Annotated in this window: 13 protein-coding genes; 7 read left to right on the forward strand and 6 right to left on the reverse strand. The window is 55.6% G+C overall.

Features of this window, described 5'->3' with window-relative positions:
• Positions 1-59 precede the first annotated feature (59 nt).
• The 6 genes from AOC04_RS16440 (at position 60) to AOC04_RS16465 (ending at position 6,029) form a co-directional block, all read left to right on the forward strand.
• Entirely contained in the window at positions 60-617 is a 558-nt protein-coding gene (locus AOC04_RS16440) for a fimbrial protein (RefSeq protein WP_060695202.1), read from the forward strand.
• Between the two features lie 73 nt (positions 618-690).
• The gene (locus AOC04_RS16445; protein WP_060695204.1) at positions 691-1,389 is read left to right on the forward strand and encodes a fimbrial biogenesis chaperone; all 699 of its coding nucleotides are present in this window, start codon (positions 691-693) and stop codon (positions 1,387-1,389) included.
• 35 nt (positions 1,390-1,424) lie between these two features.
• Entirely contained in the window at positions 1,425-4,055 is a 2,631-nt protein-coding gene (locus tag AOC04_RS16450; RefSeq protein ID WP_060695206.1) for a fimbria/pilus outer membrane usher protein, read from the forward strand.
• Positions 4,056-4,626: 571 nt separating this feature from the next.
• Positions 4,627-4,995, forward strand: coding sequence for a hypothetical protein (locus tag AOC04_RS24270; protein WP_237178877.1), 369 nt, complete (start codon positions 4,627-4,629; stop codon positions 4,993-4,995).
• A 19-nt stretch (positions 4,996-5,014) separates the two neighbouring features.
• Positions 5,015-5,503 (forward strand): fimbrial protein, encoded by a 489-nt coding sequence (locus AOC04_RS16460; RefSeq protein WP_060695210.1) that lies wholly within the window; start codon positions 5,015-5,017, stop codon positions 5,501-5,503.
• 7 nt (positions 5,504-5,510) lie between these two features.
• Positions 5,511-6,029: a fimbrial protein gene (locus AOC04_RS16465; protein ID WP_237178878.1), complete on the forward strand. Its 519-nt coding sequence runs from the start codon at positions 5,511-5,513 to the stop codon at positions 6,027-6,029.
• 10 nt (positions 6,030-6,039) lie between these two features.
• Here AOC04_RS16465 and AOC04_RS16470 read toward each other — a convergent pair whose 3' ends face one another.
• The 5 genes from AOC04_RS16470 to AOC04_RS16490 all read right to left on the reverse strand — a co-directional run bounded on the left by AOC04_RS16470 (position 6,040) and on the right by AOC04_RS16490 (position 12,548).
• Positions 6,040-6,684, reverse strand: a complete 645-nt coding sequence (locus tag AOC04_RS16470; protein WP_060695214.1) for a response regulator — start codon at positions 6,682-6,684, stop codon at positions 6,040-6,042.
• A 103-nt stretch (positions 6,685-6,787) separates the two neighbouring features.
• Positions 6,788-7,438, reverse strand: a complete 651-nt coding sequence (locus AOC04_RS16475; protein ID WP_060695216.1) for a response regulator — start codon at positions 7,436-7,438, stop codon at positions 6,788-6,790.
• Positions 7,439-7,562: 124 nt separating this feature from the next.
• On the reverse strand, positions 7,563-8,759 hold the full coding sequence (gene pvrR / locus AOC04_RS16480) for a response regulator cyclic di-GMP phosphodiesterase PvrR (RefSeq protein WP_060695218.1): 1,197 nt from the start codon (positions 8,757-8,759) through the stop codon (positions 7,563-7,565).
• An 11-nt stretch (positions 8,760-8,770) separates the two neighbouring features.
• Positions 8,771-11,539 (reverse strand): ATP-binding protein, encoded by a 2,769-nt coding sequence (locus AOC04_RS16485; RefSeq protein WP_060695220.1) that lies wholly within the window; start codon positions 11,537-11,539, stop codon positions 8,771-8,773.
• 124 nt (positions 11,540-11,663) lie between these two features.
• Positions 11,664-12,548, reverse strand: coding sequence for a Dyp-type peroxidase (locus AOC04_RS16490; protein WP_060695222.1), 885 nt, complete (start codon positions 12,546-12,548; stop codon positions 11,664-11,666).
• Positions 12,549-12,784: 236 nt separating this feature from the next.
• On the opposite strand from AOC04_RS16490, the gene AOC04_RS16495 reads away from it, so the two are divergent.
• On the forward strand, positions 12,785-13,009 hold the full coding sequence (locus AOC04_RS16495; RefSeq protein WP_060695224.1) for a DUF6555 family protein: 225 nt from the start codon (positions 12,785-12,787) through the stop codon (positions 13,007-13,009).
• Between the two features lie 54 nt (positions 13,010-13,063).
• Here the strand turns inward: AOC04_RS16495 and AOC04_RS23585 are convergent, their stop codons facing one another.
• Entirely contained in the window at positions 13,064-13,228 is a 165-nt protein-coding gene (locus AOC04_RS23585) for a metallothionein (protein ID WP_073509524.1), read from the reverse strand.
• Positions 13,229-13,301: the final 73 nt, after the last annotated feature.

Below are 13,301 nucleotides of genomic sequence, written 5' to 3' on the forward strand. Positions count from 1 at the left end.
TAACAGGCGGACACTTAAAATGAATATCACACTTCATCTGTTTGTAAAGGACGTCTCTCATGTTTCAAAAAATAGGCAAATACACGGCACTTTGTGGTTCTTCGATGCTGATCGTCATGGCAGCGGCGACTGCTCAAGCGGCTGATGGCCAGGTTGAATTCACTGGTGTCATCAACGACAACCCATGCACCATCAACAGCGAAAGCGTAAAGAAATCCGTTGATATGGGCCAGGTTCGTATCGCTGACTTCGCCAGCACTGTTGGCTCAACAGCCGGTTCCACTCCGTTCTCCATCTCTCTGGAGAACTGCAGCGGTCCGACCCTGAAAAACGCCTCCATCAAGTTCAGCGGCCAACAAGCCGTTACTGATGCAACCGTACTGGGCATGACCGGTGAAAACCAGATCACTGGCGTCGGCATTCAGATCAACGATGCACGCACCGGCTCCAAACTGGCACTGAACACCGCCAGCTCTGATTACGTACTGCGCCCTCAAGGCAACACCTTCGATTTCACCGCGTCCTATGTACGTCTGGCTGCAGACACTGACGAAGTGAGCGGTATCGGCACCGGTAAAGTTAACGCCCTGGCCAGCTTCGACGTTACTTACAAGTAACCAGTGTTTCTAAACGAAAGAGCTCGTGTTTTAGCGCGAGCTCATTCGTTACGTTAAACAGAGGACACCCTTCATGCGTTTTAAAATTGCAGCCTTTTTGACACTGGCAGCAGTCTTTTGGCTGCCCCAGATTCAAGCGGGCGTCAATGTAGGCTCTACGCGGGTTATTTATCAAAGCAAGGACAAGGAAGCCAACCTTTCACTCTCAAACTCCGGTGACGACGGCGTACCGTATCTGGTGCAATCCTGGGTCAGCACGTTTGACAAACCGGATGAGAGCGCAGATGAATTCATCATCACCCCGCCACTGTTTCGCCTGGATGCCAATAGCCAGAACATTTTGCGGGTCATTGCGACCAACGCGCAAAACTTGCCCACCGATAAAGAAAGCCTGTTTTTCCTCAACGTAAAAGCCATCCCGGCCCTGAGTGAAGAACAACGTAATCAAAACGTGCTGCAAATTGCACTCAAGACCACAATTAAACTCTTCTATCGCCCTGCCGACCTGAAAGGCACGCTGGTGCAAGCCGTTGATGGACTTCAATGGCGTGTGGAGGGCGGTAACTTAAGTGTGCATAACCCGTCGGGCTATAACGTTGTTGTCAGTGAACTGCTGATTAATAACAGCGCCAGCAAGGACATGCCTGAAGTTATCAAGCCCGGTACTACCGTCACGACCAAAATACCGCTGAAAAACAGCGACGCCCTCGAGTTCAGTTACATCAATGAGTACGGCAGCACCGTTAAAGCAACACCTGTTATAGCTCGCTGAATACTGAACTACACGCCGACTGGAAGAACTATCTCATGCTGCGATTGCGCATGTGCGCCTTCGCGCGCCGAATAAACTACTGGGGCCTTCTGTCCCTCAGTGCGATCAGTCTCACCACGACTGCCGTTCGTGCGGACTACAGCTTCGATTCTTCCTTTCTGGAAATTGGTGGCGGTCACAGTTCGGCCGAAGTAGCCGAGCAAGTAAAAGCCATGAGCCAAAGCCAACTTCCGGGTATTTATCGTGTCGACCTGTCACTGAGCAATCGTTATGTCGAACAGCGCGACTTGCAGTTCGTGCGCGAAACGCCGAGCCAGACATCGACACCTTCAGGTTTGTTTCCCTGCTTCAGCCTTCAGGCCCTGACTGATTTCGGCGTTGATCCCGAGCGCCTGAAAAACACTGAGGTCAGTGCTGACAATTGTGTGTACTTCCAGGGCGACCTGACCGGTATCACCTATGACTACGACTTCAATAAACAGCATCTTGACCTGCAAGTGCCTCAGGCTTATATCGGCAGCATTCCATTCGAAACCCGCCGTAAAAGCTGGAGCGATGGCGAGCAAGTCGCTTTTGCCAACTATAACTTTTCGGGCAGCAACTACGAGAACCAGTCCGGTAATCGTCAGTCCCAGTTCGGCAGTGTGCACAGCGGTTTCAATAGCGGGGCCTGGCGCTTTCGCAACTTCTCGACCTGGCAGAAGAGCACCAACGTCGATGGCAACTGGAAGTCCGTGGACACCTATGTCCAGCGGGACCTGGGCAACCTGATGGCGATTGCCACTGTCGGTGAAAGCTCAACCGACAGCGATCTGTTTGACACGATTTCCTACCGTGGTGTGGGCATTGCTTCTGACCTGGACATGCTGCCGGATGACTCGCGCAACTTCGCGCCTGTAGTTCGTGGCGTGGCCAATGGCCGCTCGCTGGTGACGTTGCGCCAGCGCGGCTATGTGATCAGCGAACAGTGGGTGCCGTCCGGCCCGTTTGCGCTCAAGGATCTGTACTCGACCTCTGGCAACGGTGATATCGAAGTCACGGTTGAAGGTCCCAATGGCGAACGCCAGGTATATATCCAGTCGTTCTCGTCCGTACCCTACATGTTGCGTGAAGGCCAGCAAAGTTACGCCGTGACCGCAGGCCAGTATCGCCCTGCAGACGGTGCCTTGAACCCGCAAAAACCGGGCTTTGTACAAGGCACCTATCGCCGGGGCCTGACTGACGGTACCACGCTGTTCGGTGGCACCATCGTCAGTGAGCAGTACCACTCCGTACTTGCGGGCTTTGCCCATGACTTTTCGGGTTTCGGCGCCATTTCGCTGGACGTGACCCATGCCATCAGCGACGACATGGGCCCGGACTCCAAAACCCTCTCGGGTCAGTCCTACCGTTTTCGTTATTCCAAGTCGATCGACCTGACAGACACCAGTTTCAGCCTGATTGGCTACCGCTACTCCACCAGCGGTTATTACAGCTTTAACGAAGCGATCAATGCGCGTGCCAATAACTCGCTCGAACCCTATGTGGACGAAACGCTGACTGAAAGTGCGATGTATACCCCGTACTTGAGCGGTCATATGAAAAGCAGCTTTACCGCCAACGTATCGCAGCAATTCGGCTCCTACGGCGGTATGTACGCCAACCTGACCAAAACCGATTACTGGAACCTGGCCAAGAGCAATACCTCGGTGCAACTGGGTTATAGCTTCAGTGTTGGTCGCGCGTCCTACAACGTGGGGGTGGCGCAGAACAGTGGCGTCGGTGATGACATTCGCAGCGTATCGTTGAGCGTGAGTATTCCCCTGGGCGATCCGGGCAGCAGCAGCCGTCTGGGCCTGAGCAACAGTCAGGATTCGGGCGGTAATGCCAGCCGCAACGCCACCTTCAGCGGCTCGTATTTCCCGAACGACACCCTGTCTTACAACCTGGGCATCAATCAGCAAGTCAGTGACGACGAGCGCTTGCTCGGCGGTTCGGTTGCCGCCCGTTACAACGCGGCCAATGCCATCTGGCACGGGTCTTACAACAAGGACCAGAACACCCGCCAGACGGACTATGGCGTGGAAGGTGCGATCGTCGCCACCCGTGACACCCTGATGTTCACCCAGCCTTTGGGCGAGACCAACATCATCGTGGCCACGCCCGGTGCCGGGGACGTCGGTGTGCTGACCAAAAGCGGGGTCAAAACCAACAGCAGCGGTTACACGATTATTTCTTCTGCCCAGCCCTACCGCAAAAACAAGGTAGCGCTCGATACCGACTCGTTATCGGACAACACCGACGTCGAGCAACTGGTGCAGGAAGTGACCCCCAATCGTGGCGCCTTTGTACTGGCCAACTTCGAGACCCGTAACGGTCGCCGTCTGTTGATCAGCCTCAGTTCCAAAGATGGCAAGCCGGCACCCTTTGCTGCCGAGGCTCAGGTGTATGGACTGGACGGCACCTTATTGAGCAACGCCATGGTGGCGGACAAGGGTCGGGTATTTCTGACCGGCGTACCCGAAAAGTCGCGACTGGTGATCAATGTCAGCGGCCGGCAGTGGTGCGCCACAGATCTTGACCTGAACAATTACACGCTGTCAGAAACGGGCATCGGGCAACTGCAGATCAGTTGCGATACCCCATCGGCCGCACATGCAGACACTCAAGGTACTCCCGATGCATAACTCAACAAACCTGCTGCCCGGCTCGCGCTGGGTGAAACGCGGCTTGCTGCTGCTTGGCTTGCTGTTCGGCCTTGGTTGCCAACAGGCCTTTGCACTGATTCAGAACAACCTGGCGTGTACCCCAGCAGGAACCTACGGAGTAGTTGATCTTGGCGATCTGGCACCTGGGGAATATTTTGAAGTAAGAATGCTAGGCAATTGCCGAGTGACACGGAATTTCCCCTATGGCTCGTCGTTGCAGCAAACCCAAGTCCTGACCCAAGCGCCAGGGCCAGCTTTGTCGATGATTGCGACGGCTGTAACTGGAGAGGTGGTTCCGGAACAGCCCTGGGGTGTCGCGTCATCCGTTTGCCTGCCAACCGACGGCAGCGGATGTATACCGCGGCCCGTTGGTACCTATAACGTCTACAACGTGATGTTTTCTATGCCCAAGGGTAGAGGCCCGACAACGCCAGGCAATTATACGGTAACCCTAAACCTGACTAGCACCTCTATCAGAGGCTATGAAGGTTATGTCGATATCATTCAAACCCTGACGTTGAAATATCGGATTGTAAATCCGGCCTGCTCCATGAGTTCGGGCACGGCCCTGAACCTCCCATTCGGCACCCTGAACAGCAATGACTTTGCGACCTCGCAGCAACTGGCCAATGTCACGTTGAACTGCACCCGCGGCACCCAGGCAACCGCCACGCTGGTGCCCACGCAAAGTGCTGTGAGTGGCAGCCCCGGGGTTTCGGCGACCACCCTGGCCGGCCTGTCGATGGCCGCCACCTGGGCCGATAACAACTCTGCCGTGACCTTCAACAGTCCGCGCACGCTAAACCTGACTACAGGCGCCAATACCATTCGCCTGGGTTTCCGGCCGCGTCTGAATACCAGCGTTTCACCCACTGGAAGTTTCACCAGCCAATACACCCTCAACATCAACTACCTCTGAATGACCACAGGAACCGATCATGAACTTGCGCTTATCAATGGCTGCAGCCCTTCTCACTGGTCTGGCGTGCACCTCTGCGTATGCAGACGACACCGTCACCATCAACGTCAGTGGCACCCTGACAAAAGCGCCCTGTTCCCTGACCAGCAGCAAAACCTTGACCGCCAACTTTGGCAGCATTCGCACCGACCAGATAAGCAGCGCCAGCAGTGTCGATATCCCGGTCACTCTGAACTGCCCGGCCAACTCGGCACTGAACGTCAGCATCAAGGCTTCGGGCGTCTATTCAGGCTCCACCACTTATGCGACTACCAGCAAGACCAACCTTGTGTATATGTTGTCGTGGAAAAGTGACAACTCCGTGGCCAATGTCACCGGGACGAAACGCAACCTGACCAATCAAAGCGGCACCGTAAACCTTGGCTTGACCGCCAAGCTGATTGCTATCGCCGCACAGACCGAGGGTAGCTTCACCGGTTCTTCGGTCATTACCCTCGAGTACCTGTGAGATGTTCATGCAGGCCAGAGTCAGCCTGATTGCAGCACTGCTTGCGAGCGTAACGCTGTGCTGCGGCACAGCGTATGGCGACGAGGAGGCCAGCCGGCTCGATATTACCGGCACCCTGATAAAACCGCCGTGCACGGCCAGTTTCCCGACGTCGCAGAGTGTGGATATCCCCAAGGCGAGCCTGAGTGTGTTGAGCGCAGACAGTTCTGAATGGACTGATGTGGACTTGAACTTTCAATGCCTCAAAGGCAGCCAAGTGCTGCTGCGCTTTAACGCGGGCAATGGTTCATTTGACAGCAACACGCTGCGCACCACCCTCGACAGAGTGGGCCTCAAAACCCGCCTGAGTGACATGAGCAGCAGCGGCAAAGCGGTGGATTTGACCCTGGGTGAACAACAAACCTTCACTGTTGAAGACACACTATTAAAGCTCAAGCTCTCGGTGCGGCCAGTCAGGATCGGCGATCAAATGCCCGCAGTCGGCAGCTACAGCTCAACGCTGCTGATGGAAATGATCTACCAGTAAACCCGGCCGATCAGGTGAACAGATTGGCTTTGAGGCACAGGATCAGCAACGCCTGATCATTGTCGACATCAAGCTTGCGCATTGCCGAAATCTTCAGGGTGCTGATCGTTTTAATACTGCGGTTCAGGCTTTGCGCAATTTCCCCGACCGCCATGCCAGAAGCAAACAGTCGCAGGACTTCAAATTCCTTGACGGTTAATTGGCTGAGACTTTTCGCAACATCATCCAGCGCGTCACTCGACGTTTCGTCAGGCATGTCTTGCTGGTAATGCCCCTCACGATAGAACGCATCCAGTGCGACCAGAATCTGCTCCAGCCCCGAGCTCTTGGATATGACCCCGCTGATGCCCAATTCATACAGCCAGGTCAAAACCTGCGGATTGGAAATTACTGTCAGAACTATGATCCGCGGCTCGGGAAAATGCCGGCGCAGGTATTCCACCAGACGCGAGCCATCGCCGTAATGCTCGTCACCCGGCATGTTGTAGTCCGTGATAATCACGTCCGGACGCAGTAGTGAAATCTTTTCGATTAATTCGGAAGGACTCAGCGCTTCGCCCACCACTTTGAAACGCGGGTCGCGCTCGATGATTTCACGCACCCCCATCAACACAATCGGGTGATCGTCGGCCAATAAGACTTTCATTTGCGGCATGGCTTACATAACTCCAACATTCTGTGTAGTCGCTGACCTGCTATGGGACTGTGATCTGTCAGGTTCTTTCGTCGCCATTCGCAGCCTCGTGCCTGGGCAACGACTACAAGTTCCAGGGGTCAGCCTTGATGCAGTAAGTGAGTAAAGCATGGTCATTTAGCACTTCCAGCTTATGCATCGCAGATACTTTATGGGTGCTGACTGTTTTGACGCTTCGATTTAACTGACGGGCGATGTCACCCACACTATTGCCGGCCACAAATAGCCGCAACACTTCAACTTCGCGGGGTGACAGTGTGGAAAAACGCTCATCAATGACCTTGGGGTTGCTGATCACCGACGTGGCCGGAGCCGCCGGCCCGGCATAGGGCCGACCATGGGCCAGGGCATTCAGTGCTTTACCTATTTCCTGGTAGATATGATTTTTGGCAATCACACCCGCCACGCCCATTTCCAGCAAGCGAGAAATAATCAGCGGATTACTCTCCATGGTCAGCACCAGGATTTTCACCCCCGCAAAATGTTCAATCAGGTACTCGATCAGTTGCAGCCCATCACCATAGGTCTCATCACCGGGCATGTTGAAATCGGTAATCAACAAGGCTGGTTGATGCACTACCAACTGCTCCACCAGTTGCGACGAATTCAGGGCTTCGCCGACAAGATTGAAACACTTGTCCCGTTGAATCACTTCCCGAAGCCCCACCAGGACCACCGGGTGATCGTCGGCAATCACAACCTTTAACTCGCGCATTGCCTGACTCCATATTGATGACGCAACTAAAGCGGGAATGCCCCTGCAGGAGCGAGCTTGCTCGCGAGCTGTTGATTACAACCTGAATCAAAGGCTCGAGAGCAAGCTCGCTCTTACAGGGGGGCTAGTTCCTGGATGGCTTGGAGCTGTCTTCAAGCAGCAGGGTTTCGAAATCCGTGCATGAGACGGCGCCGCAGATCAAAAATCCCTGGGCCTGATCACACTCAATGCTACGCAAGAATGCAAGTTCTGCCTGTGTCTCGACCCCTTCAGCAACGACCGTCAGGCCCAGCTTTCGGCTCAGCTCCACGAGACTGCGCAGGGCCGACGCCAGATTTTCATTTTCAACACAGCCATGCACCAGCGAACGGTCGATCTTGAGTTCGCTGAAGGGGGTTGAGACCAGGTTGAAATAGGAACTGAAACCCTTGCCGAAGTCATCCTGAGCCAGGCCAAAACCCATCATGCGCAAGCGGCAGGCGCCAGCATAGTAGTTACTGAGTTCCTCTGTGGTTGAGCTTTCCATCAGCTCAAACACGATGCTGCGCGGCTCACCGCCATCAGCCATCACATAATCGCGCAAGCGGTCGGCCAGATCGTGGTTGTCCAGCAAGTGGGTCGGCAAATTGATTGAGACCGGGATATCCCAGCCCTGCTCGCGCCACTTTCTTTGTGCCTGCAGCGTTTGCTCCAGCATCAGCCACAGCAGTCGCTCCTCCAGCCCCTGGTTGATCAAGAGCGACAGAAAATCCTTGGGCAATAACAACCCGACCTCGGGGTGAGCCCAACGGACCAGCGCTTCAGCACTGAGAATATTGCCGTTGCGCAGAGACTTCTTGGGCTGAAACCACGCCTGGATCTGGCCGTTGCCCATGGCCATTTCGATACTTTGCGGATCGACCTCTATACCCTGTGCAGGGTGCATGTCACCGTTGAGCCGGAAGATCGCCATGCGCTCTTTCAAACGCATGACGGCATTGATTTCCACCGGTTTGGAAATCAGGCCGACCACTGTAATACCCAGGTTTTTCGCCGCCAGGCCCGCACTGATCAACATTCGCCGTGACGAGGCACTCATCAGCGCCAGCGCCGGTGTTTTTTTCAGGGCCGCAATCTTCTGGATCAATTGCACGCCATCCATGCCCGGCATCAGCAAATCGCTGAGCAGCAGGTCATAGTCATTACGGGCCAGGCATTGCAAGGCACCCGCACCGTCCCAAACGGTGTCAACTGTAAAGCCCCCCACTTCGCTGAATACATTCAGTAAATACTCATGCTGAAAGGGATGATCCTCGACGACCAGTACACGATAGGGCTTCACTGGATCCTCCTTTAAAAGTGCTGAAGACAGTTGTATAGGGTGTGCAGCGTAAAAGGCTTGATCAGACAGTGATTCATCCCGGCGCTCAGGCAACGCTCGGAGTCGTCGGGCATGGCCTTGGCCGTTGCCCCGATGATTGGCTCAGTGATATTCATGGCCCGTAACCTGGCGGCCAGCTCATAACCGTTCATTCTTGGCATGTTGACGTCGGTCAAAATCAGATCGAATGTCCCTTGCTGCCAGAGCTCGAGAGCCTCCAGACCATCACTGGCCAATGTCACTGTGCAGCCCAGCTCCTGGAGCTGGTCACGCAAAATCAGCTGATTGATGACGTTGTCTTCGGCAACCAGGATTCGTAATCCAAGGTTGAGCTCAGCCCTGGCGGCTGCCGTTTTTAAATGACTGTCTGTGCGCATCCCCTGTGCCTCGCACAGGGCACGGTATACGTCCTGCAAGCTATTGAGGTCGGCGTGCCAGCAAGGATTTCCAGTCGAGAGCGGCTGCGAACTGTCGCTCGCGGCCACCACCAGCGGCCCCGTCCAATCGGGCTCCAGCAATTGCCGGGCAGAGCCCGGGTGCAGCTCCAGCAACACCGCATCGTCAAGGGCATCGCCCTGCTTGGGGACTCCCAGATGAGCCCGCGCCCCCCAGCGCCGTAACCAGGCGCAGTAACATTCAGCCAGCTCGCGCAGGGGCGAAACCACATAAACAACACTGGAAGACAATTCGCCCAAGGGGCTCAGGCGCGAGGGGGCCTTGACCTGTACCAAGGGCAAATGCAGGGTAAAACTGCTGCCCAGGCCCGGCTCGCTGACCAACCGCATGGTGCCGTTCATCAAGTGCATGAGGCGCTTGCAAATGGATAGCCCCAGCCCCGTACCCGCGACCACGTGCTGGGCAGACTCCACTTGATAAAAGGGCTCGAACAAGTGGGCCTGTTCTTCATGGGCGATCCCTTTACCGGTATCCGAGACCTGCCAGTGCAACATGACCCGTTCATCATCGCGGCTGTCCATTTTCAGGCGCAGCACGACTTTTCCGTAGTCGGTGAATTTCAGAGCGTTGTTGAGCAGGTTGTTGAGGATCTGGCGGATACGGGTGACATCCCCGCTGAGCCACTCGGGCACCGTCGAATCAATCAGGGCAAACAGCTGCAGGCCCTTGGCCTGGGCAGCACCGTTGTATCCCTGAATAACCTCCTCGATCAATTCCATCGGGCTGAAGGTGGTGAGCTCAAGCTGCAGTTGGCCCGCCTCAATGCGCGACACATCCAGTACGTCGCAAATCAGTTGCAACAGATTGCCGGAAGAGCGCTCGATGGCTTTTAAATAGTTGTTTTGCTGATCGTTGAGATCGGTGCGCGCCAGCAATTCAAGGGTGCCTAAAACACCATACAAAGGCGTACGGATTTCATGGCTCATGGTCGCCAGAAACAAGGTCTTGGCCTCATTGGCCCGATCCGCCAGCTGTCGGGCACGCTCCAGCGTCACTTCTATCTGTTTGCGCGCACTTATGTCGCTGAACGCACAAATCAGCACGTCTTCACTTTTGTAACGGGTCGGAGCAAACGCGAGGTTAAGAAGACGACCATCTTCCATCTCAATTTCATCGCTGTTGCTCAGGTCGGGCTCTTCAAAAGCGCGATGAATCCAGCCATGGCACAACTTGCCACGCTCACTGCTACTGCCTAACCACTGTTGCGACAGCGAGTTTTCCAGTACCACCGTGCCGTCCGTGCGGCGAATGACGCACAAGGCGACCGGCGCGACCTGCAATGCAGCTCGACTGAAGGCTTCACTTTCAACCAGCGCCTGGATCCGGTTTTCGCCCGGAGTAATCAGGCGCCGGTCGATGCGCACGATCAAAAAGCGCAGCCCGATGCAGACGGCAATAAACAGCAGAACACAAGCCGCCAAAGGCCAGCCCAATACTGGCAGCAACGATTTAATGTCCACGGCATAGACGATTTGCCAGCCTGAATAACCCAGTTTTTTGCGGATCGCCAGGCTGTCGGCGAACCACCCTGAACCAATAAAGCCAAACGAATTTTTGGCTTCCAGGGCGTGCAATGAATCCACCAGGGTGGACTGCGCAGCATTGGTGAAAATGATCTGCCCCTGCGCGTCCAGCAACATGAAATCGCCAGCGCTGTCACTGCGTAATGCCTCGATAAGGTCCGGCACTTCAACTTCAATGCCCAACCAGCCGGAAGACAGATTGCGGCTATCAAGGCGTGCGAATAAATAGAACGGGGAGTCCAGTACTTTGTTGTCGGTCAGCCAGAGGTCATCATCAAAGGAATACGCCCTGTCGCCCTCCTCGGCCAAACGTTGCAACACCACCCGGGGCAAGGATTCCACGCCGGGGGACGCGTCAAACAGACGTACCACCTCGGGTTGATCGGTTGGCGGGACGTACAGCAGATTGACTTTGCTCTCGTGCAGATAGTCCATCATTCGTCGGGTAAGCCACAGGCTCCAATGGCCCGCATCGCTGCCCAGACTGATTTTGATCTCTTCTTGCGGATCGACACTGCCAGGCGTTTGAGACTGTGCGATGTCAGGCACCGTTGCCAGGACCAGACTTTTGAGCAGGGTCTGGCGGCTGACGAAAAAATCCTGAGCGTTGAACACCGCCTCGTTCATGATGCTGCGGCGCTGGGACACTTCTTCGTTAAAGACTGCCCGCAGGTATACGAACGAGCTCGCGAAAACCGCAACTAAGAGGCCGCAGGCAAAAAGATGGAGAAGTTGTCGGGCGGCTTGGGGAGTGGATTTCATGCCCCAAGCCTGAGGCCGGGGCATGACAAAAATAATCAGACAATTCCTGAAAGCACTCCCCCCGTAGCCGCTGACGAGGAACGAGGCTGCGTGCGGCGACGCCTACAAGAAATGCGCTACAGGGTTAAGCCGGGCGAACCGCGCTCAAATCCATATGCCCGTCTTTCATCGGCGGGCACCAGTAATAACCGCCGCTCAATGGCCGGCTATAACGGTAGAGGCCGTCAACAATGCCGTCTTCAAGGCCGCTCATGCGACGCAACTGGACTTCAAAGGCATTCAGGGTCCGGCTGAACGAGACAAACATCAGCCCGGACTTGCCGTTTTCCGTCCACGGCATGGAGCGACGCACGGTGAAGGCCTCGGGCGAGAAGCTCTCCTGGGCGGTGCGTTTGACGTGGGCCGAAGCCGGTGCGTCTTCAAGCTCTTCGTTATCGCTCAGGCGACGGCCGATGATGTTGTCCTGCTCGGCCTGGGGCAGCGCGGCAAAACCGTTCAGATCATGCTGCCACTGCTGCACCGCGACAAAACAGCCACCGTCCAGGCCAGGGCCGGCATTGGCGACAATGGCCGCTTCTACCGCGGCTTCGTCCACCGGGTTTTCGGTGCCGTCTTCATAGCCGGTCAGGTCTCGGTCGGAGCCGTAGCGGAAACCTTCGGTCACTTGCAGCATGTTGAACGCAGGCGCCAGCGCGGTCTCGATCTTCTGACTGCGATGCAGCAGTTCGCCGCGGTCATCACCCAACAACCACAACCACAGGGCGTGCTGGGTCGACGGGTTTTCAACCATGGCATTGAGTGCCGGGAACACGCGCAGCCCCTGAATTTTCGCGCCCAGGGCCATTACCAGCGGCGACCCGAAGCCTGCCACTACGCTTTTGCCATCCACCCATTGCGACAAAACGTCGAGCGCTGCCGGCAGTGCTTCTACCGACCTGAGGGCGAAAAACATGTAGCGCCCCTGAGAGGGCACGGGTTTGGCGAGAATGCCGGGCTGGTAAAGACTCATAGAAACTCCTTCAGAAAAGCCGGGAGTTTACCCTTGCAGCAGCGCCTTTTCGCAGATCGGGGGGTTATTTTTGTTAAGGACTACGCTAGGTGTGCATAGCGTTTGCCCGCACAGTCAAAAAAACGCTGCTCGCTCGCAACACCCGGGTCGAAGTGCACCTCGACCTTTGTCAATTAAACGGAATTTTTTGATGGCCACAGACTCACTTACAAACCACAGGGAGGTTTTTTTGAATCATGAATTCGGCAAAGCTTTACGTTATTGAATACACACTGCACGGGACCCCGAAATCTTTCATCATCCGCCTGGCACGCATGGATAACGCCGTTGCGTGGCATTGGGCAGGGTGTGATGCGGGGGTGGTACGTATCGGCCGCCCAGGTCGTGAAAACGAGAACAAGTCCAGCCGTCTGGAGGTGGAAAAACACGGTGTTGCGGATGTGAAGTGGCGGGCCACTTGAGTCGCTCTACGCCAGAGGAATCGCGCAGTGCAGAACTGCGCGAGGTTTAGCTGATTACCCCTTGTCACCACAATGGCAGCCGCTGGAGGTGGCGCACGCCTGCCCTTTAGGGTGATGGTCGGCACAGGCCTGGCAGCAGTAGTGCTTGCCATCGCGTTCAATGCCATGGGTGCCTACCTTGCAATTACAGTTCGGACAGTCACATGTGTGCTCTTTCATCTTGAACTCCAAGTTGTCTGGTCGTCACAAAGCGACAGGCTTGCCGCTTACAGTCAGTGACTCTAGACCCTGC

The organism is Pseudomonas versuta, from assembly GCF_001294575.1.
GTDB classification, from domain to species: domain Bacteria; phylum Pseudomonadota; class Gammaproteobacteria; order Pseudomonadales; family Pseudomonadaceae; genus Aquipseudomonas; species Aquipseudomonas versuta.